Source organism: Confluentibacter flavum (genome assembly GCF_002843175.1).
Lineage (GTDB): Bacteria > Bacteroidota > Bacteroidia > Flavobacteriales > Flavobacteriaceae > Confluentibacter > Confluentibacter flavum.
In genome coordinates, this window is sequence record NZ_PJEO01000051.1 from 36309 (window position 1) to 58337 (window position 22029).

General features: G+C 36.8%; 17 protein-coding genes. 13 read left to right on the forward strand and 4 right to left on the reverse strand.

Features of this window, described 5'->3' with window-relative positions:
• Nucleotides 1-53: 53 nt before the first annotated feature.
• The 7 genes from CSW08_RS13880 to CSW08_RS13910 all read left to right on the forward strand — a co-directional run bounded on the left by CSW08_RS13880 (nt 54) and on the right by CSW08_RS13910 (nt 7931).
• Nucleotides 54-434 (forward strand): DUF6876 family protein, encoded by a 381-nt coding sequence (locus CSW08_RS13880; protein ID WP_106660612.1) that lies wholly within the window; start codon nt 54-56, stop codon nt 432-434.
• 114 nt (nt 435-548) lie between these two features.
• A complete protein-coding gene (locus CSW08_RS13885; protein ID WP_106660473.1) occupies nt 549-746 on the forward strand; it encodes a hypothetical protein in 198 nt (65 codons plus the stop codon).
• Nucleotides 747-1701: 955 nt separating this feature from the next.
• Nucleotides 1702-2286, forward strand: a complete 585-nt coding sequence (locus CSW08_RS13890; protein WP_106660474.1) for a BfmA/BtgA family mobilization protein — start codon at nt 1702-1704, stop codon at nt 2284-2286.
• Nucleotides 2249-3283, forward strand: a complete 1035-nt coding sequence (gene mobB / locus CSW08_RS13895) for a MobB family relaxase (protein WP_106660475.1) — start codon at nt 2249-2251, stop codon at nt 3281-3283. The genes CSW08_RS13890 and mobB overlap by 38 nt, the downstream gene beginning before the upstream one ends.
• Nucleotides 3284-3285: 2 nt before the next feature.
• Nucleotides 3286-4713 (forward strand): type IV secretory system conjugative DNA transfer family protein, encoded by a 1428-nt coding sequence (locus tag CSW08_RS13900; protein WP_106660476.1) that lies wholly within the window; start codon nt 3286-3288, stop codon nt 4711-4713.
• Between the two features lie 183 nt (nt 4714-4896).
• Nucleotides 4897-6414, forward strand: a complete 1518-nt coding sequence (locus CSW08_RS13905) for an aminotransferase class V-fold PLP-dependent enzyme (protein ID WP_106660477.1) — start codon at nt 4897-4899, stop codon at nt 6412-6414.
• 71 nt (nt 6415-6485) lie between these two features.
• On the forward strand, nt 6486-7931 hold the full coding sequence (locus tag CSW08_RS13910; RefSeq protein WP_106660478.1) for a glyceraldehyde-3-phosphate dehydrogenase: 1446 nt from the start codon (nt 6486-6488) through the stop codon (nt 7929-7931).
• Nucleotides 7932-7975: 44 nt separating this feature from the next.
• Here CSW08_RS13910 and CSW08_RS13915 read toward each other — a convergent pair whose 3' ends face one another.
• Nucleotides 7976-9355, reverse strand: coding sequence for an exonuclease domain-containing protein (locus CSW08_RS13915; RefSeq protein ID WP_106660479.1), 1380 nt, complete (start codon nt 9353-9355; stop codon nt 7976-7978).
• Nucleotides 9352-10122, reverse strand: coding sequence for an XRE family transcriptional regulator (locus CSW08_RS13920; protein WP_106660480.1), 771 nt, complete (start codon nt 10120-10122; stop codon nt 9352-9354). Before CSW08_RS13920 ends, CSW08_RS13915 begins: the two co-directional genes overlap by 4 nt.
• Nucleotides 10123-10174: 52 nt before the next feature.
• Between CSW08_RS13920 and dinB the strand changes: the two genes are divergently transcribed.
• The 3 genes from dinB to CSW08_RS13935 all read left to right on the forward strand — a co-directional run bounded on the left by dinB (nt 10175) and on the right by CSW08_RS13935 (nt 15083).
• Nucleotides 10175-11389 carry a DNA polymerase IV gene (gene dinB, locus CSW08_RS13925; protein ID WP_106660481.1) on the forward strand — a complete coding sequence of 405 codons (1215 nt, stop codon included), beginning with the start codon at nt 10175-10177 and terminating at the stop codon, nt 11387-11389.
• A complete protein-coding gene (locus tag CSW08_RS13930) occupies nt 11389-14346 on the forward strand; it encodes a DNA polymerase III subunit alpha (RefSeq protein WP_106660482.1) in 2958 nt (985 codons plus the stop codon). Before dinB ends, CSW08_RS13930 begins: the two co-directional genes overlap by 1 nt.
• 176 nt (nt 14347-14522) lie before the next feature.
• The gene (locus tag CSW08_RS13935) at nt 14523-15083 is read left to right on the forward strand and encodes a hypothetical protein (protein ID WP_157831497.1); all 561 of its coding nucleotides are present in this window, start codon (nt 14523-14525) and stop codon (nt 15081-15083) included.
• 162 nt (nt 15084-15245) lie between these two features.
• Here the strand turns inward: CSW08_RS13935 and CSW08_RS13940 are convergent, their stop codons facing one another.
• Together CSW08_RS13940 and CSW08_RS13945 are read right to left on the reverse strand one after the other, a co-directional pair.
• Complete coding sequence (locus CSW08_RS13940; RefSeq protein ID WP_106660484.1) at nt 15246-17615, reverse strand: P-loop ATPase, Sll1717 family; 2370 nt, start codon at nt 17613-17615, stop codon at nt 15246-15248.
• Between the two features lie 18 nt (nt 17616-17633).
• The gene (locus CSW08_RS13945) at nt 17634-17846 is read right to left on the reverse strand and encodes a hypothetical protein (protein WP_106660485.1); all 213 of its coding nucleotides are present in this window, start codon (nt 17844-17846) and stop codon (nt 17634-17636) included.
• A gap of 45 nt (nt 17847-17891) precedes the next feature.
• On the opposite strand from CSW08_RS13945, the gene CSW08_RS13950 reads away from it, so the two are divergent.
• From CSW08_RS13950 to CSW08_RS13960, 3 genes are all read left to right on the forward strand, one after another.
• Nucleotides 17892-18422 (forward strand): hypothetical protein, encoded by a 531-nt coding sequence (locus CSW08_RS13950; RefSeq protein ID WP_106660486.1) that lies wholly within the window; start codon nt 17892-17894, stop codon nt 18420-18422.
• 846 nt (nt 18423-19268) lie between these two features.
• Nucleotides 19269-20282: an endonuclease/exonuclease/phosphatase family protein gene (locus tag CSW08_RS13955; RefSeq protein WP_106660487.1), complete on the forward strand. Its 1014-nt coding sequence runs from the start codon at nt 19269-19271 to the stop codon at nt 20280-20282.
• 370 nt (nt 20283-20652) lie between these two features.
• The gene (locus CSW08_RS13960; RefSeq protein ID WP_106660488.1) at nt 20653-22029 is read left to right on the forward strand and encodes a DUF4831 family protein; all 1377 of its coding nucleotides are present in this window, start codon (nt 20653-20655) and stop codon (nt 22027-22029) included.

Genomic DNA, 22029 nt, shown 5'->3' on the forward strand with positions numbered 1-22029 from the left:
TTACCTAACACCCTCTTTTTTAACTATTTCACATTACTTTAAAAATGGAAACAATGAACGACAAAAATAAAGCATTACAGGATAGCCTGCAACAATTTTGTGGCACGACCCAATTTTTCCAATTGCCATTGATACGGACACGGTTCACGGACGGTATCCACTATTTGGCAGAAAGAGCAGGCTGTTTTTGGCTGGTAACTGATGCCTCGGTAATCGCCAAGAGCCTTATGGATAAAAGCTATTTTATAACCATCGATTTTAAGCGTCTATCGGAATCGGAAAGGCAGCAAAAGGGCTGTGAGGCCATCATCAATTATACGGATGGCAATGAAACCATTTTGGAAACGCACCGTTATAACGTAACGGATTTTCCACTGGATGAATTACGGATGTACTTTGTGAATAATACGCTCATGCTTCCCAGTGAATATTGATATGGAAAGGACGGAATTTGAAATCCAGTTGGAAGATGGGCAAGACCTTGGGGATTATCCCGATGGTTTTGACCCAGGCCTATACGACCTGTAAGCAATCCAAAATTTAAAACGATGGTCTATTTGAATTATAACAACCTCGACAACGAGACCCAAGAGCGTTTGCTTTCCATGTCCAAAAAGGATGTGGAAAAGCGGTTTGGTAAGGAACTTAAGAACTATGCCAGGGAACACTTTGTAAATTACCAAACCCTGTTGGAAGAAGAAGCGATACGGAACTTATACAATTACAAGTATATTTTCAATATCTGAACACTACGGACACCTAGAAAGACCCTTGCCAGCAAAGGGTCTTTTTTTTTGGCGAATCGTGATTTTTTCGGAGGATCGAACCCCGAAAAAATCAATAGGGACTTGACTTTTTGTAAACTACATCCATAGCCCGAGGAAAACCCATCACTTATTTGACCGCAAGATAGTCCTTCAAAAATATTCCCATCAAAAGACTACGGCATAAAGCCGTTCGTGCCTCACTTTTTATTCCGTTTCCTTTTGAGCTGAAATTTTTGGGAAGGACGGAGGCGCCGACAAATAATTAATAACATAAAACCATGTCCTATGAAAACAACGGTAAAAAAATTACTCGAAATCCAGGCAGGAAAGCACCAAAACAAAAGTGTTACCAAAAAACCGGGCGTGGAAAAATCCTTCTCACTGGTGATCAACCTATGGATTTTCAGGTATGAATACTCGAAGGAACAATCAATATCCGAAACTTGACCCTTGGAACCCCAACTTAAAAAGGCTCTTGAAAAAGAGTCTTTTTTTTTGTCATTCCGAGAGTATCTGACGCTCTGAAATCCCCGAAATAGCATTTCCATACAATTTGATGCCAAACCAGTCCATTTGGCAACAACACACGTTTTCATGTTGGCAATATTGTCAATATATTTATTTGGTTACATGGAAGCATTTTTTGTACGGCATCCGATTTTGATTTGACGTTCCCATAGCCCGTACAATCCAATGGTATACAGAACAAGGGCGACCAGCTTTTTAAGACAGGTCGTGTGATACATTTTTGTCCCTGACGGGACAAAAAGGAAAAGCAAGAGGGTAACACGCTACGCGGCGTTACATGAATCGATTTTTCACGCAATCCCTTATAAACAAAGGGATTGAAGGGATTGGAAATATAAGGGGCAAAGGGGTTTTTTACTAAAAAAGCACCGCAGCCCAATAAAATCAACAAATTTTTTACTAAAAAATGGACCAGGGATATGAAAGGGAGCGGTTTGAGACCATCAAAATCAAAACATCCGTAGCCAAAAAATTCAGGAACTACTGCAAAAGCATTGCAAAATCGCAGTCCATGGCCCTGCGCCTTATGGTAGAATTTTTTGAGAATAATGGCGTATCACCCGAAGATCATCTTGGCGAGACCATTGCCTCCTTAAAGGGACAAATCATAAAACGCTCCAATGCCGTCATTGCCATAATAAAGAACATTGAGAAAATGCACCACAAACCGACCACGGCCATTTTGCAAACCCTATTTGAACAGATGTCCCAAATGGAGAAGGATGATGATGAGGTTTTTGATTTTGGAATGCCCAAGCTGCTTACCGACAATGAGGAACGCGACCATTATAAAAATGCCTATTACAAAACACAGGAGGCCTATAATGACTTAAAACAGGAGACCAAGGGACTGCTTAAAAAGGTTAAGTTCGTTCGGAATAATTTCGGAATCGGGCATTACCGCTTGAACATCACCAAGGAATCCCTTGAAATCTTAAAACAAAAATTAGAACATGTACATCACCATAACCCCACAGAAACTGGGCGATAACTTTAATCAGAGCGTTGCGGATTTTGTTGCCTATCTCGAAAAGGAAAATGAAGACAAATCCATGGAGGACCTAGAGCCTTTTTTTAACCAACATGGCGACCAAATTTCCAGTAAGGAAGTCATTCGGGATATTGATAACAATACCGCCAAGCTTAAAAAAACCGAGCCCAAATTCTATTCCATCACCCTAAACCCAAGCCAACAGGAGCTGAATCACCTAAGCAACCATTCAGAGGCTTTAAAGCAATATACGCGTGACGTCATGAAAGTCTATGCGGAATCTTTTAATCGGGACATCCAAGGCAGGCCAATCAATGTGGATGATATTAAATACTATGCCAAGATTGAACATGAACGCATCTATAAGGGCACGGATAAGGCCATTCGGGAAAACGCGCCTTACCATGGAAAAATTGTGGCGTTGCGCCATGAGATACAACAGATCAAAAATGGCACATTGGTAGGGGACATCCAAACGAAGGAGCAACAGATCAAGCAACTGAAACTGGAAGCACCCTATCAATTGAATGGCAACATGATTACTCAGGGCATGGCCAAGGAGGGATCTCAATCGCATATCCATATCATCGTCAGTCGAAAGGACCAATCCAACCAATATAGCTTGTCCCCGGGAAGCAAATACAAGGCCTCTGAAGTGGTGATGAACGGCAAAACCGTAAAGCGTGGCTTCGACAGGGACACCTTCATTAAAAACTCTGAAACCACCTTCGATACATTATTTGCCTATAAGCGTAATTATGTGGAAACCTATCAAGCCAGAAAGACTTTGGTCAAACAACCCAAACAGTATTATATCAACATTCTTGGACTGCCGACCAATGAAAAGGCTGTCGCCCTGAAACTACTAGGTAAATCTGGACTGCACTCACCGCTTATGAACATTCCAACGAATAAGGTGCAATTGGTACTCAAAGCCATCAAGCAAATCAAGCATGGTCTTGGCAAGGCCATCGAATCGGGTTCCATAGGGATATAATTATGGTCAGTGGTTTTAACATAGTGTATGTATTCATGGGCATGCTTTTCGTGGGGATGCTCTTGTATGTGGTTTTGATGCAGGATCAAAACACCATCCATAAAAAGTACCAGGTGCATTTTAAGCTTAAAAATGGGAGCTTAAAACTGGATAACCTGAAACGGGGCGTTTCCATCATAGGATCGGCTGGCAGTGGAAAAACGGAAAGTGTGGTCTATAACCTCTTGCAACACTTAAGCAGGCATCATTTCTGTGGTATCATCCATGACTATAAGGATTTTGAACTGACTGAAATCGCCTATCCCTTATTCAAGGACAACACACAGGTGAAATTTTATACCATCGCATTTGATAGCATCCACCACAAGGTCAATCCCATTGCACCACGCTATTTGCCCAATGAGGAGAGCGTCAACGAGCTGTCACGGGTACTTGTGGAAAATTTATTGGAACAAGGGGAACAGAACAACGCCACGTCACGATTTTTTAACGATGCCGTGGAAGGTCTGTTGGCTGGGCTGATATGGAAACTTAGGACCGACTATCCCAATTACTGCACATTGCCCCATGTCATTGCCACTTTCCAGAGCATGTCCACCAAAAAGTTGGTGGCATTCCTAAGTTCCAATCTGACCGCAAAAAGTATGGCGAGTGCCTTTATTAATGGCATCGAATCCGAAAAGCAGACCGCCGGGGTTAAAAGTACCCTGGCCAATGCCTTTAAGAAAATTAGCTCCCAAAAGCTATTCATGGTGCTATCGGTAGATAGTGTTCCCTTGAATATTAATAGCATTGATAATCCGTCGGTCATCTCCATTGTCAATAATCCAAAATACGAATCGGCTTATGCGCCCATCATAGCCACCATCATGCATACCGTCATCAAACAAATGAGTTTTAGAAACCAACAATCTGCCTTTGTGCTTATGGAAGAGGCACCGACCATAAAACTGCCCAACATGCACCGCATTCCGGCAACGCTCAGAAGTTATGATATTGCTACCATGTATGTGATGCAGGATAAAATCCAGAATGATATGCTCTATGGTGACAAGGCCAGTAAGGCTATTTTAAGTAATCTGTCCTATCAGTTTTTTGGAAAGGTCAATGACCCGGATACCGCAAAATACTATGAACAGTTTTTTGAAATCATTAAAATACCCACCAAAAGCATCAGTAGGAGCAGTGGCTTGACTTTGGAAAGTCGCATTACCAAAGGAGAGAAGGAAGTGTCAAAAAGACGTGCCGGGATATTCTTTAGATTGAGGCAAGGTGAGTTTGTGGCTTTTGCGGATGGTAAGGATCGGAAGGTTCAGTTTAGATTGCAAAAAATAGAAAAGACCAGACCCGAGAGCAACTGGATGTATACCGATGATGAGTTGAGATGGCATCATGAAGGGATTTATCGGGATATTAAGGGGTTATTTTAAAGGGTCTTTTCTAAAGTTAAATCATGTTGAATTACATTTTAGCTAGTGATATTGTATTTTTTTTAAATATTTGATAATTTTATCGTTCTATTTTGATTATTTTTGAAAAATAAAATTCTTAATAGCTATAAAATAGTTTTACCTAATACAAACCAAAGAATGGATATACAGTAGTAAAAGTATATGGGCAGCAATAGTATAGAGAACATCGTGGAATCCAATACGGAACTATCTGATTTGGAAGCTTATTTTAAGCAGTTCAGGGATCAAATTATCGGGATTGATCAAGAATTCATATCTCCCTATGGTAAAAAAAGGATTATTTATGCGGACTGGACAGCGAGTGGTAGGCTGTATAGACCCATAGAGGAAAAACTAATGGATACCATCGGTCCTTTTGTGGCCAATACCCATACGGAAACCTCTATAACTGGAGCGTCCATGACCCAAGCCTACCATTGCGCAAGAGCAATAATCAAAACCCATGTCCATGCAAACCATGATGATGTACTGTTAACGGTAGGGACGGGGATGACCGGTGCCATTAATAAATTACAACGGCTTTTGGGTCTAAAGATATCGGAGCAGCTCATGCCCTTCACCCAAATCCCGGATCATTTAAAACCAATGGTATTCATATCGCATATGGAACACCATTCCAACCATACATCCTGGCTGGAAACCATTGCCATTGTAAAGATCATACCCCATGCTGAGGATGGACTGATCGGGATGAAATCCCTCGACACCCTATTGGAATCCCATAAATCCCATCCATTAAAGATAGTGGCCATTACGGCGTGCTCCAATGTAACGGGCATAAAAACGGATTACCACCAAGTGGCCAAAATTGCCCATGCCCACCATGCCCTTTGCTTTGTGGACTTTGCCTGTTCGGCACCTTATGTGGCTATAGATATGCACCCTGAAGATCCAGAGGCCTATTTGGATGCTATCACGTTTTCCCCACACAAATTTTTGGGTGGTCCTGGCACTTCAGGTGTCCTTATCTTTAATAAAAAACTTTACAGGAATCTGGTGCCCGATATTCCAGGTGGTGGCACCGTGTCCTATACCAATCCTTGGGGCGGTCGCGACTATATAGATGATATTGAAACCCGGGAGGATGGCGGTACACCAGGGTTTTTACAGGCCATACGGATCGCACTGTCCATACGGCTCAAGGAACAAATGGGGGTGAATAACATACTCAAACGGGAAAAAGACATCAATTCCAAGGTGTTCGATAGACTCAAAAACATACCAAATCTCCACATTTTGGCAGGGGAACATACCGAGCGCCTGGGAATCTTCTCTTTCCATGTCATGGGGTGCCATTATAACCTTATCGTAAAACTATTGAACGATCGTTTTGGCATCCAAACTAGGGGAGGTTGCTCCTGTGCCGGTACTTATGGACATTACCTGTTACGGCTAGATGAGCCTTTGTCCAAGGCCATCGAGAAAAAGATTATGGACGGATGCTTGATCGATAGACCGGGTTGGGTGCGGATGTCCATCCACCCAACCATGACAAACCTTGAAATAGATGCCATCTGTGATGCCATAGAGGCTGTAGCAGCCAATCATGTGGTTTGGGGTAAGGACTATGTGTATGATACCCTCAAAAATGATTATATAAATTTGAAACCAGACCATGAGCAGGAACATATCACCAAAACTTGGTTTGATTTAGTATAAGGCGGGTCGCATAATTTTGTAAAGCAACCTATACCCATTGAAGGAACATCTGAATATTAATCAAAATAAGAATGAATACGCATCCGTACGAAAAACAATTATTGGTACATACCAACAGAATGAAGGCTACCATTGAATTCATCAAAATCGTTAATGATCTTTATTATGATAAATCCGTGGAACTGGTCTTTTTCAGAAACCAGTTGATGGACAAAAATTCCAGTCAGATTTTAGGTTTGCACGAGTATGCCAAAAAATTTCTGGAAAAACCACTGTCCATTTATGATTCATTGGAAATAGCCAAAGCGATTGTTGTCTATGGGTTGCCACCGGCTAAACTGGACATAGGCAAACTAGCGTATGAATTTAATTTGGAAAACACCAAGGCAAGTAATCCTCTAGGGTTTTTAATTGACAAATTTGGGACAGGTAACCCAATGGAACCTATCAAACCGAGGGATGTGGTACTGTATGGTTTTGGTCGGATCGGTCGTTTGGTGGCTCGGATCCTTATGGCTAATATCGGAGGGGGTACCCAATTACGGCTTCGTGCCATTGTGACCCGTGATGCCCTAGATGCCAATATTTTAGAAAAAAGGGCTGCATTGTTGCGAAATGATTCCATCCATGGACAGTTTATGGGAACCGTGATCGCTGATACAAAAAACAAAGCCCTCATCATTAACGGCACGACCGTACAGATGATTACGTCCAAGTCTCCAGAGGATATCGATTATACCAAGTATGGTATAGAAAAGGCCTTGGTGATAGATAATACGGGGGTGTTTCGGGATAAAGAGACCTTGGAAAGGCATTTCAATGCCATTGGAGTCGATAAAGTAGTGTTGACGGCACCAGGGAAGGGCATTCCCAATATCGTTTACGGTATTAACCATCTTGGGAATGACGTAAATAAAATCAATGTCTTTTCGGCTGCTTCTTGTACCACTAATGCCATAACGCCTATTTTAAAGGTTGTGGAAGATGTCTATGGTATCGAAAATGGCCATGTGGAAACAATTCATGCCTATACCAATGACCAGAATTTGGTTGATAATTTTCATTCCAAATACCGTAGGGGTCGGGCTGCAGCCTTAAATATGGTGATTACCGAAACAGGAGCTGGCGAGGCAGCCTCAAAAGTGTTGCCAAGCCTAACGGGAAAATTAACCTCCAATGCCATCCGCGTGCCCGTACCAAATGGCTCACTGGCCATTTTGAACTTAGAGCTAAAAAAGGCAACCACTTTGGAGACCATGAATGCTACCATAAAGAAAGCGGCATTGGATGGCGCTCTTGTGGAACAGATAAAATATGAATTGAGTGATGAGCTGGTATCCAGTGATATCGTAGGTTGTTCCGCTCCTTCCATATATGACAGTAAGGCTACCATAGTAAGGAAAGATGGAAAACATGCTATTTTGTACGTGTGGTACGATAATGAATATGGTTATAGCCACCAAGTAATAAGACTGGCGAAATATATTGCCAAAGTGAGACGCTTTACGTATTATTAACGTGGTTGTCTCTCAATTGAATTTTGAATGGATCTATCGAAATATTAGAACGGGTTTGGGTAAAAATCAACAATAGTTGGTTTATGGGAACTGTTAAACAAATAGCTCCGCAAAATCTTCTGCACATCCACATTATTCTTTTGAGGTACTAAATAAGCCTCTAAAGCTTCATGGGTTGTAATTTGTTCAGAGCTATCAATAAATCCATAACCTAAATAAACACTGTTTTTAATGAGGACAAAAGCTTCTTCTTCTGGATGTCTTCCTTTTTCCTTGATGATAACATCCCTAGAGTTTTCAATAGTATGTTTTATGGCATTTTGAACTCGGATATTGTAGTCATCGACAGGTTCATTTTCAACACAAATACCTTTACAGGATGTAATGAAATAATGGGAACATTGGGCGACACCTTCTTGCAAATGGCAATACTTGGGGCATAATTCAAATTGGATGCAAAGACGTTCCAAAAATTGCCTGCAATCCGTAATGTTATAAAAAGTAAGTAATGGGTTGGGTGATGCCTTTAATGTATTATATGCTAAATGTATGATACCATGTCTATCCTCAAACCTAAAAATAGCATAGGCTTTTGGTGTTCTTTTGGATGCTTGATTATACTCGGGAAAGTAGTGTTTTATGGCTGTATCTTCCATAAGCAGTGCGATAAGCTCACTACCTGATAATTCAAAATCGATGTGTGCCGTTTCTCTGCAAAGATTAAGTTCCTTTTCCGATTTAATGTAAAAATGGCCCAATACCCGTTTCTTTAAATCCTTTGCCTTGCCCACATAAATGACTTTCCCTTTTTTATTCTTAAAATAGTAAATACCTGCTTCGTTTGGGATGGCGTTAAATACAGCACTCGGTAAATGTGGTGGTAAGGTAGCTTCCTTAGAGGATTTTTTAAGAAAGTCATTGAATACGGTTTCAGAATCTTCGGTGTGTAATAACCTTTCAAAAAGGATGACCGTGGCTTCCGCATCCCCTCTTGCCCTATGTCTGCCGTTGATGTCTATATCAAGGGCATGGCAAATTTTGCCTAAGCTATAGGAGGTGTGTCCCGGAATCAATTTTCGGGAGAGTCGTACGGTACACAGTTTCCTTCTGGTGAAATCAATCCCTATGGCTTTGAACTCATTACGGATCACATTGTAATCAAAATTCACACTGTGGGCTACAAATATAGTACCCTGTGTAATTGCTATAATGTTTTGTGCTATTTCTGAAAAAGTGGGTGAATTGGCCACCATGAGATTATCAATGCCTGTGAGAGCTGTGATGTAATCGGGTATGTAACTTTCAGGGTTTACTAAGGACGTGAATTCATCAATAACCCTGCTGCCATCATATTTGAAAATGGATATCTCAGTGATTTTATTGCCTTGCCCCGTAGTCTCAATATCAACAATCGTGTACATTATTGCAGTTTCTCTAAAGCTTTCAATTCAACCCCCAAATCATTAAACATATGGATGATGCTGCTTATTTTTAGTTCCTGTTCACTGTATTCTTGGGTATTGATACTACATGTGAATTCCCATAATTCTAGGACTTCATCAATGGGGATGCTGTAGTCGTGGTATACTTTATTGTCTGATATCAATAGCAGTGAATTATTCAATTCAATATTATTGATGACCCGTTTATAAACCATCCCATCATTCAGGGTAATAAGGACATAGGTTTTGCCACTTTTTATATCGCTTCTATCTTCCACAAACCGACCCACCACATAGGAACCACTTTTCATGGGCAACATGGAATCTCCCTTTATGGGAAACGCTCTGTGTTTGCCTGTTGGCAAAAATGGTAGTTTTATTTTTTCCAATTGTTCTATATATTCGGGGTCATCGTAGCCAGCCAAATAGCCTGCGGAGGCTTTTATGGGAACGACCTCAATTAAGTTATTATTGTCATTGTCCACAGTGATCGGAAACAATATGCGTTGGTTTCCAATGTCTATAAAAGAGGAGTCCGTTGCTTTTGTAAGGTCATTTCTCAACAAAATATCAATGGGTAATTTAAAATAATCAGAGATTTTAATCAACATCTCAATAGTGGGCGCTGAACGTTCTTCTTCGTAGGAGCTGATACGTGAACGTGTTACCTGAAGATCATCAGCAAGGGTCTCTTGTGTGAGCCCTTTTAAATGACGTAAATGTCGAAGGTTTTTTGAAATCATTTTCATAATGCTACAAATATAAGCAATAATTGCTATATAATGTAGCTAATTTTGCTACATGAGCAAAAACATATTACACCTTGATTTGGATACCTTTTTTGTGTCTTGTGAACGATTGATTGACAGTCGCTTACAAAAGCGTCCGTTATTGGTTGGTGGTACTGGTGACCGAGGTGTTGTTGCTGCCTGTAGCTATGAAACACGGCGTTTTGGCGTTCATTCTGGGATGCCCATGCGATTGGCAAAACGCTTGTGTCCAGAAGCGGTCGTTATTCGTGGCAATGCATCCATATACACTAAGTATTCACAACAAGTCACCGACATCATCAAGGAAAACGTGCCCATTTTTGAAAAAGCCAGTGTCGATGAATTTTATGCTGATTTAAGTGGCATGGATAAATTTTTTGGGAGCTATAAATATGCCTCTGAAATGCGAGCAAAAATAATTAAAGAGACAGGTCTACCCATTTCGTTTGGTCTATCGTCCAACAAGATTGTTTCTAAAGTGGCTACTGGCGAAGCAAAACCTAATAACCAATTACGTATAGATCCGGGTTTTGAAAAATCGTTTTTAGCCCCATTGTCGATTAGAAAAATCCCTTCTGTTGGTGATAAAACCTATCAAATCCTAAGAAATTTAGGGATTGATAAAGTGAGCGTAGTGCAACAAATGCCTGTGGAAATGATGACCAGCGTTTTAGGTGTCTATGGCAGGACTATTTGGAAACGTGCCAATGGTTTGGATGATCCCCCGCTCATACCCTTCCATGAACGAAAATCCATTTCAACGGAACGCACCTTTAGTAAGGATACCACAGACATGGTTAAATTGCGTACCACAGTTTTTGCGATGGCGGAAAACTTGGCTTATCAATTACGTAGGGGTGATAAACTGGCATCTTGTATCAGTGTGAAAATTAGATATTCAGATTTCAATACCTATTCCAAACAACTGAAAATCCCTTACACAAGTGCCGACCATGTGTTGATTCCTAAAATATTGGAGCTATTTGATAATCTGTACCAACGGCGATTATTGATCCGGTTGGTTGGTGTTAAGTTTAGTGATTTAGTGACTGGAAACTATCAAATTAATTTATTTGATGATACCGAGGAAATGCTAAGCCTTTACAATGCAATGGATACCATACGCAGTCGCTATGGTGAATTAAGTATTCAAAAAGCATCATCAATGGGTGCAAAAACCATAGGGCGTTTCCATAACCCGTTTAATGGGGAACCGCCAATTATTTTGGCACATAGAAAACAATAATGTATCTCAATTGCCATACCTATTATTCCCTGCGCTTTGGAACATTTTCAGAGGTAGACCTCCTTGAGCTTGCTATAAAAAACAATATTTCAACATTGGCACTGACCGATATCAACAATACGTCTGCTTGTTTGAATTTCATTCGGAAAGCCAAAGAATTTCATATAAAACCCATTATCGGCATTGACTTTAGGAATGGTGCTTCACAGCAATTTGTGGGCATTGCAAAAAATAATGATGGTTTCCATGAGTTGAACGTGTTTTTATCCGAACATTCACATCAAAAGAAAATCATTCCTAATGACGCTCCCAACTTTAAGGATGTACTTGTTATTTATCCTTTTGAAAAGGTGCTACAAAACGAAAAGAAACAATTTAAGGATTATGAGTTTATTGGTGTTTCAGTAGAGGAACTAAAAAAGTTGCCTTTTTCAGTTTATAAATCTTATACGGAAAAGTTGGTTATCCAACAACAAGTAACCATTAGGAACAAAAAAGACTTTAATGCTCACCGTTTATTGAGAGCCATTGATAATAACACCTTATTGAGTAAGCTTCAAATATCGGAAGAATGTAAAATAACGGATAAGATGTTATCGCTTGAAGATTTAGAAAAAGCCTACGTTCAGTATCCACAAATAATTGCCAATACTCAAAACATATTAAATCTGTGTTCCATTGATTTTAGCTTTGGAAAGGACAGGGTAACACAAAACCAAAAGGTGTATTTAGAATCCCCAGAAGCTGATTATGAATTGCTCGTAAAACTCTGTGAAGATAATTTACATAACAGATATGCCGATCTAAACGACAAGGTTAAAGAGCGTTTACAGACCGAGTTAAGCACTATTCGGACAATGGACTTTGTGTCCTATTTTTTGATTAATCATGATATTATTTCCTATTCCAAACGGAAGGGATACATCCATGTGGGACGTGGTAGTGGCGCTAACAGTATTGTTGCGTACATCATTGGTATCACGGATGTTGACCCAATTGAACTGGATTTGTATTTTGAGCGTTTTATAAATCCATTTCGGGCATCGCCACCGGATTTTGATATTGATTTTTCTTGGAAAGATAGAGAGGATATCACCCAATACATTTTTAATAGATTTAAACATGTGGCGTTGTTGGCAACCTATAACACCTTTAAATACAGAGGTGTGGTGAGGGAATTGGGCAAGGTGTTTGGATTGCCAAAAGAAGAAATTGATAAGTTGAGTGATGGTCATTACACACCAGAAAGTTTGGACGAGATGTCTACGTTGGTTTTAAAATATGGTCAGCTCATTCGGGGCTTTCCAAACCATTTGAGTGTTCATTCCTGTGGTGTGCTGATTTTGGATAAGCCCATTCATTACTATTCCGCCACAGATTTGCCGCCAAAGGGTTTCCCAACCATTCAATTTGATATGATCATTGCAGAAGATGTGGGGGTGTTTAAGTTTGATATTCTAGGCCAGAGGGGCTTGGCAAAAATCAAGGAAGCCATCGAAATCATTCAATATAACAGACCGGAATTGCCCCCGATAGATATTACACAAGTTGAGACCTTCAAAAAAGACCCCAAAATAAATGATTTATTGAAAAGAGGAAAAGCCATTGGTGCATATTATGTGGAATCCCCTGCTATGCGTGGATTGATGCAAAAGCTTCAAACACAGGATTATTTGGGATTAGTGGCTGCTAGTTCCATTATAAGGCCAGGCGTATCTGATTCTGGTATGAAAAAGGAATTCATTATCAGACAGCGCAATCCTGAAAAACGAAAGGATGCCAACCCCATACTTTTGGAAATCATGCCCGAAACCTATGGGATCATGGTATATCAAGAAGATGTGCTTAAAGTGGCCAATCAATTTGCGGGATTGACATTGGGTGAAGCCGATGTGTTGCGCCGAGGTATGAGCGGTAAGTTTCGGTCGAGGGAGGAGTTTATGGCTGTTGAAGAAAAATTCATTAAAAACTGTAAAGAGAAAGGTTATGCTGATGACTTAACTTTTGAGGTTTGGAACCAAATAAAAAGTTTTGCTGGTTATGCGTTTGCCAAGGGGCATTCGGCATCCTATGCCGTTGAGAGTTACCAAAGTTTATACCTAAAATGCTATTTCCCATTGGAATTTATGGTGGCTGTCTTAAATAATGGTGGTGGGTTTTACAGTGCAGAACATTATATACATGAAGCCAAAATGTGTGGTGGTATCGTACACCCGCCGTGTATCAACCATAGTGAGTACGAAAACATACTAAAATGCACAGACATTTATTTAGGGTTTGGTTATTTGAAAAGTTTGGAATCCCTGACCATCAAGCGATTCCTAACAGATCGGAATTTTAATGGCGCGTTTAAATCTTTGGATGATTTTATTGATAGGGTTGTTATTAGCATCGAACAGATCACCATATTGATCCGAATAGATGCTTTTAGGTTTACACAACGGTCAAAAACTGAGTTGCTTTGGGAAGCTATTTTTAAATTGAACCTAAGCAAACAGGGTACAGCACAGGCACGATTATTTAAGCCCAAACATAGGCAGTTCAATTTACCCTCATTAACTACAACATATATTGAGGAGGCTTATGACCAGATAGAACTGCTTGGGTTTCCATTATGTGGCTACTTTGATTTAGTGGATGAAACCTTTCAAGAAAACTTAAGGGCAAGTGACATGCATAAATACATTAATCAAAATGTATTGCTATATGGCGTTTTAGTAAATACCAGATTCCATAAGGCGTCTAATGGTAAGCTATTAAGGTTTTGCACCTTTGTTGATCAGCAAGGAAATTATTTTGATACTGTTCATTTTACAAAAGTCGTCGACATCTATCCCATTCACGGCATGGGAGTTTATGCCTGTTATGGAAAGATTACCGAAGAGTTTGATTTTTGTAGTTTGGATATTATCTGGTCTAAAAAAGTTTCCTTAAAACAAGATCCTAGAAGTCAATAGTTTAAAAGAACCTTTTAAAGTCAAATTGGATTACCAATAATTCTGATTATATATTACGTATTTAAAAAATTAATAAAATTGATTGTGGTGAAATAACTACAATTCGTAAGATTTACTATCTTAGTGACATAGTGTGGATATAGACAATTGTCTATATCCTATTGTTGTAAAACATTTTGAGAAACAGAAAATACATACGATATTTTGCTTTACTAATTGTGATAATTGGATTATCATATTTGGGTTATAAAGGATATCGGAATTATCAAAGAAATGAGATTATTTATGAATCAATTACCAATCTCACTTTTTCTGACCCTAGCTCAAAATTCAAAAAACTAACCTATTCGGACTCTGAATTTGAATTTAACAATTCACTATTAAAATCAATAAGCAAAATTAAAGACTCAATCACAACGGAATTTCTAAATAAAACAGACGAAAAAATTCTCTTTTTTGCTCTTGACATAGACACTTTGGACATAAAGAAAGTTAACGGACAAAAATACAGCTACTCATCAAGACTTGATAAAGGAATTTACGACAAGAAGTTCAATGATTTACTATTTAATTCGCTAGAACCTTTACTTTCAAAAAACGGAATTGATGAAATTGAAGTTTATACATTGACACCAACAGAATATAAAAACATTCCGCCACCACATGGAACTTTAGCTAATTTTGATATAGAAAAAGAGTTTAATGACATTATAGAAAAACTAGAAATTGATAATTAAAAACGTTTTACAACACCGTGTATAAAAAATTGCTAGTTTTAGCTAATACAAAGTTGGTTGCATGTTTGCTGGCTTCCGATTTTCCTTCGGAAAATCCTCGCCCACAAACACGCAACTTTCCATACACGAACACGTTGCCAGTAATAGCTCAATAACTACAAATTAAAGAATTACTTCACATTCTAAAAATGGAAGTAATGCATTGTGAATCTTATACCGTTTTGAATTCAACTTTTTTGACATTGCTTTTAATTTTTTAAATTTTTCAACATCATATTCAAATTCAAACTCATTTACTCGAACTTCCCTACCTAATATTGTTAAATCAACCAAATTATCGATAAATTTTTCTAAATCGCGATCATCAATAATTGGAATCTCTGAATTAACCATATACTCATTTATAATTTTTTCATCAATAATATTATTTCCTCCTACCATTTCAAATAGAAAATCCTCCATTCGCTTAATTGAAATATTATTTTCTACAAGTAAAGACTTAAAAATCCAACTTGAATAATCTTTATATGCTGATAAAACATCATCCTCAGTAATTACTTCATGACCTCTAGAAACTGCGGTATCTTTACAGCTTTTACAAAAATATATTAGATCTCGTGGTCTTGGAAAAATAGAATTAGCAATAAACTGCTTTGTTGAAATTCCGTTAACCTCAGGCACAAAAAATCTAGAAAAAAGCTCAGAACTCTCGTATTTGTTATTACTCAATTCTACAAATCTTTCTTCAATTATTCTAAATAATATTTCTGAATCTTCCCACATTAACCTTGTAACTTCCATTTTGTCTGGTTCACGTGCTATTGATTGAATATGTTTAAAAATGTCACTTCTTAAAAATATTGTAAGATGAAAAGATATACTAGTCTGTATAGACTTTATAAATGAAAGCTCTTTAAAAATCCTACCAGAAACACCTAATAAACCTAAAATATATTTACTCAATATGTTTAATCTTTTATCTTTTTTCCATGATTTATCAAGGTTATCAATTAAAACAATTAATTTATGATTTTTTGGTATCAAAGTTCCGAAAAAATCTTTCATTTCATTTATGATACCATCATGCATTATTTCTGAAACTTTCATCCTAAATTCATTATTATTTCCTGCTCCTATTTTACTGATTTCATTATCTTTTAATTTCTTTATTTGTTCCTCCAATCTAGTAGAAAAATCAGTTAAAAAGACACTTTTATTAGATTCAATAAATTCAATGTATTTATGTTCAAAATCTGTAAGAGCAAACAAAGGCTTCACTTGAATCTTATCATATAAAGATTTTGCGATTTGTGAATAAATTAAAAATTTCCAAACAGTTTCTACCAAAAAACCTTTTTCAAATTCACTATTAGATTCTTCCATTAAAGAAACCAAACCATCAACTTCAAAGTTTATTGGCTTTATTAACACTACATTGTTTCTTTTATCTTGTATCAAATCTTCAAACAAATAATATAAAGTCGCCGTCTTTCCTGTACCTTTTCTACCAACAACAATATTATATTCATTTTTAATTAATTGTTGTCTGTGAGAAGTATCTACATAATATTGATAAAGTTTATTACTTTCATGTTCAGCAATTGCTTCACCAAAATCCAAATTTTGAAGTTCACTTAATTTTTTTCTACTATCAATTCTATCTCTTTCATTAATTAAAAGCGAAGCAATTTCTTTCTGTAGATTAGTCAAATAGTCCTTAACAATTTCTGCGCATTCAGCTCTATTATTAAATTTCTTTAATAAATCTCGAAAGTCTAATGGTGAATTATACGGTTTTTCGGCCATCAATTGAACCTCTAAACCTAAACCAACAGACATTCCTGCTATTAATGCACACTTTGAATTATGCAATTCATAGCCAGACCTTGTTTGGGAAGAAAATTGTATTAAAACAGCAGGTACAGAAAACAACTTCTGTATGTACCAGCTTAAAGGCAAATTAACATTTTCACTTGCGTCATCTACAATTTTTGGTAGTTTAAAGTAATCTACTTGATTTATAATTTCAAGATTATAATTTGTTTCTGTCTGGCTATTTAAAACTAAAATAGCTTTAGCATCTTTTTCACGCGTAATTGTCTTTGTTAAATCTGACCAAATATTACCCATAGGATCATATGGTTTTTCTCTAAAGAAGCCATCTACAATATCATGTGTTTTAGAGTATTTTGTATATCCAAGTGTAGTTAATAAATTTAATTCTTTATACTTTTTATTAGAATCTTCATATGAAACATCATTAATTATGAAAACTGGTTTTTTCCTTGCTAATGCGTAACCTAATTCAAACAATACATTATCATTTAGACCTGTTAAATCACAGCAGAAAAAATCGCATCTATCAATTTCATCTAATACTTCATTGATAATAAAACGACCTGAATTTCTCAAACTTACCCATGAACTTATAACAACTTCACCTGTGCTATTAATTTGTTGAATAGCTTCTTCAATGCATTCACCACAGGATGAATATTGACTACCATAAGCGAAAAATCCTCTTTCAGACATAAATAAATAATTTAGCTTTTAAAAGTACAAAAAAATGAACCAATTTACTTCAATATTATAGTAGCGTAAAGAAAATACTACTGCCAACAAAGCCGTGTATAAAAAATTGCTAGTTTTAGCTAACACAAAGTTGGTTGCTTGTTTGCTGGCTTCCGATTTTGCTTGCGCCAGTTCGCTAGGCTCGTGTCCTTCGGAAAATCCTCGCTCCCAAACACGCAAAGTTCCATTCATGAACACGTTGGCTATAATTTAAAAACAGTGTAACTATTAAACGAAATGATAAAAAAATTGACAATAATTGGAATTTATCTTCTATTAATAAATTGTGCATCATTTCCAAAAATTGAGTCTGAAAACTTCCAACAATTAACGGAAAAAAATATTGCGGAAATAAATGGAATATATAGCAATTTTGCTGAAAATTCTGAAAAACATAAACACCTCACTCTTTCTGGAAGGTTGACATCAACAAAACTAAAAGATACAATTTCTGACATAAAAATAGAAGTTCTAAATAGTAAAGAAATTCGATTTTCATTTATAAAAAACCAACAAGAAATCGAATCCAAAATTGTGAAATATAAATTACAAAAGGATGGTTTTTTACTTTTAAAAAACAAGAACTTTAGATCACACGGAATTCCTTGGATTTTTGGAGATTATGAAATTCGGAAATATGAAATTGGACTAACCTCTTCAGGAAATTTAATAATGGAGGGAGTGGAACAAAGAGAAGGAGCTCATTTAATGATTTTATGGAGTCCAAGCAATAATTATAAATTTACAGATATTTATAAGAAAAAATAAAAAACTATTCCAACAAAGACGTATAACGCACATGGCGGGTTTCAGAGAAAAGAACTAAATTAGTTTCTATAACAAACAAAATTGTTAGCCAACAAATCCGCATCCATAACTCGGCCACTTGTCGTTATACGAGACCTTTTTAACATTTCAACTAAAAAAATGCATTGTGCAGTTTAGATTGCAGGAGATTAAAAGGACCCTGCCTGAGAGCAACTGGATATATTCAGATGATGAGTTAAGATGGCACCATGAAGGGATTTATCGGGATATTGGAACGTTGTTTGAAAAGTGACATCAAGGTAGACACACAAATCAAGTGCGTATTAAATTTGAAACTGAAATCTTGTAGGGTCCTAAAATATGGTTTTGTAAAAAAGATAACCAAACGATAATAATAAAAATATTACAATATGTTAATTTTTTTATTATATTTAGATTCTCTCTTAAGTGAGAAAGCACTCCCTAAAGCTATGACATTATCAAACTTTTAATGGTTTTTGACCAAAATTTGCTTTGTTAGTATGTTCAATCAACCTAAACAAATATCAGGACGTGATTTCGCTATAGTCTTAATGCTCGAAAAACATAGTCTTGACAACTTTTATTATAATTTACATGAAGATGCTTTTCCAGAAGACAAAGGGTTAAGGTTGTTCTATTGCAAAACCCTAAGAAAATCATCATGTTCTGAATCCATTAGTGTCAAGAATATACCGCTACCGGACTTTTTCAAGTTTCTGATACCCTACTACCTTTTCAGTATTTTGGAAACATATATTCCCGGATATAGAACCAACCACTTAATCGAATATATCAATTTTTATTATCATAAAATGTAATAAAGTCATGGGAAATACACTCAAAGTAACGACATGGAACGTGGAATGGCTGGATAAGCTTTTTGACAGCATAGACAGTAAAAAACAAAAGCGAATAGATGCCATTAAAAAGGAAATCCTCGACATGGATGCCGATGTGCTGTGCATGTTGGAGGGTCTTAAGGGAGAAACCAAAATCGATGCATTTTGCTTGGATGTTCTGGAAGGTAAATATGTGGCGGTAAAAGCGATTGGTAATGATTATAAAATTCAGGGAAGGCAGTGGATTTGGTTTTTGGTGAAATCCGAGTTAAAGGATAGTGCATCCCTTTTGCCTACCCAAGTCTATGATGAATTTTCAAGTGCCAGCTGGGACGTTAATTATTGGGGTGATTTCGAGACCACCCAGCACAAGCACTATAGGCATCCCCAAGTCTTGATTCTAGAGTGGCAGCAAACCCGATTGGAGTTCATAGGGCTCCACACCAAAAGTAAGTTTGTGCAAAGTGGCCAAAGCAGTTGGGATGCCGGTGGTGAAAAGCGCAATACCTTCATTAAGGATGCCATTAAGGCTCGTATTAAAATGACCACTGAAGTCGCTAATGTGAGAGCATACATCAATACTAAATTCGGGCAAGTACCAAATCCTGCGATTATAGTCTTAGGAGATTTAAACGATGGGCCCGGGAAGGAATTCTTTGAAAGTCAATATATCTTTTTTGATCTGTTGTCAAACCTGCAAGGGGATGTCTTTGAAGCGGAACGGTTTCTGAACCATGCATTATTTGATTTTGAGAATCATTTACGATGGTCCGTGCGTTTTCAGGATTTTATAGACCCGGATAGGGATCCACACATCCTACTTGACCATATTCTGTTTACACAAAGTTTGGTAGATGGCTCCTTGCCCATCATCATTGAAAGCCATGCAGGTTACGTGGAACATGAAATCCATGATCTTATCAACGCCAGTAATCCCAAATATGCGCATACCAGTGACCATAAGCCAGTTTCTGTTTTGATAAGCAAAGTATATAACTAAAATTTCAACCAATGAACTTATGAATGTTAGGAAGATTCACTTTTTTTAGATTTGAAAAATATGGTATTCAATTTGTTATCAAATAGTTAAATTTGTTACCATTTGATTATTTTTAATTCAAAGTAATAGATTTCCTGTTAATTTTTATATATTTACCTTACTTCAAACTATCTAATGATTACCAATTGATTTCTGAATTAAAATAAGTTTAGAAAAACATAACCTAACTAGTTTATTGACTTTGGTTTTTGAATTACTGGTAAAATGTTTTTTTACATAGAATTAAAACTACTGAGGTCATCCAATGGATTTTTTTTAAGTATTAATTAACTGCGAATATAAACTTATTATAATTTTAAATATAGTGTCTATGAAAAAAGAAATTTATCTAATTGAAAAAAGAATGGAATATATCGGATTAAATCTTATTCGGAAAAAGAAAAGTATGACAATTATATTGTTTCATATATTGTGGTTAAATTCAATGACTTTTTCGTATGCGCAGTCAATTAAAATTCAGAAAGTGGATATTGCTAAGCCGGAAAAAGTAACTAGAGACGGTGTTTTTTATGCCCTTCCAAAGACGATCCTTATAATAGACGTTAGTGTTACAAAGACGATGTTAAAGGCCCCTACTAGCACTGACAAATGTGATGCAGCATGTAGAAGGGCACTTCAAGATATTGGCTTTGAAATATATAAAACAGATAGGTCTTATAAAATTGCTGATTATAGTATAACAACCAAAGCCATCCCTGATTTAAATGAAGTTTATCTAATCAACCCAAGAAAGAAATGGAACAAGAATAGTAATATGACTTTTAGTTTATCAGAACAAGGGCTCATTAAAGGAGCTGAAGTCTCTGTAGAAAATAAAACGATTAATGTTATTACTTCTGGGATAAAAACTATTGGCTCTATTGCTGGTTCAATTATTGCGAGTAGGGATAAACTAGGTGCCTCGTCAAGCCTTATTAAATTAATACAATTAATTGACAAAAGAGAAGCACTTATATCTTCTTCGCGATATGCATCTAGTTTAGAAGTAATAAAATATCAGGTTTCAGAACTTGATAAATTAATTGCTAATGAATTAGAAGAACTAATTGGAATAAAAAAAGAGGAAACTAAAATTTTTAGGTTTCTTATCGATCCTGATTGTCCTACTTTTTCACCTCCCAACACTTATACGGATATTGAAATAGATTTGTTTTGTGTGAATAATATTGGATCTGATAAAGGAATATTTTTGAGCACAAAATCTGAAGGCGTAATCTACCCCATTGATTTTATGACTACAAAAAAAGAAGGTGAGTTAGTTAAATTAAGTATTATGGAACCAAGAACAAAAGATTATGGCAGTCTATTAATGAAAACAACAGAGAGTACTTCTGATAAAAAAGGTTTTCCCTACCGGATTCCAAAAAATAAAATTGTCAGTATAACCCTTGCCGGTAAGCCAACATTGATTTCTACAATTCCAGTGCCTCAATGTGGCGTTATAGCTTATCTTCCTTATAAAATGGATAAGGTTAATGCAACTTTTTATGAAAATTTAGGCAATTTACAATCAATATCAACAGACTCAAAAGCTATATTTCAAAGTAGTAATATTGAATCTATTCAAGGTACTTTTTCTGATATAAAATCACTCATCGATGGTAAAAGTGAATTAGACAATTTAAATGAAGAAAATGCACTGTTAGAAGCAAAAAAGAAAAACAAAGAACTTAAGGATGCATTATAA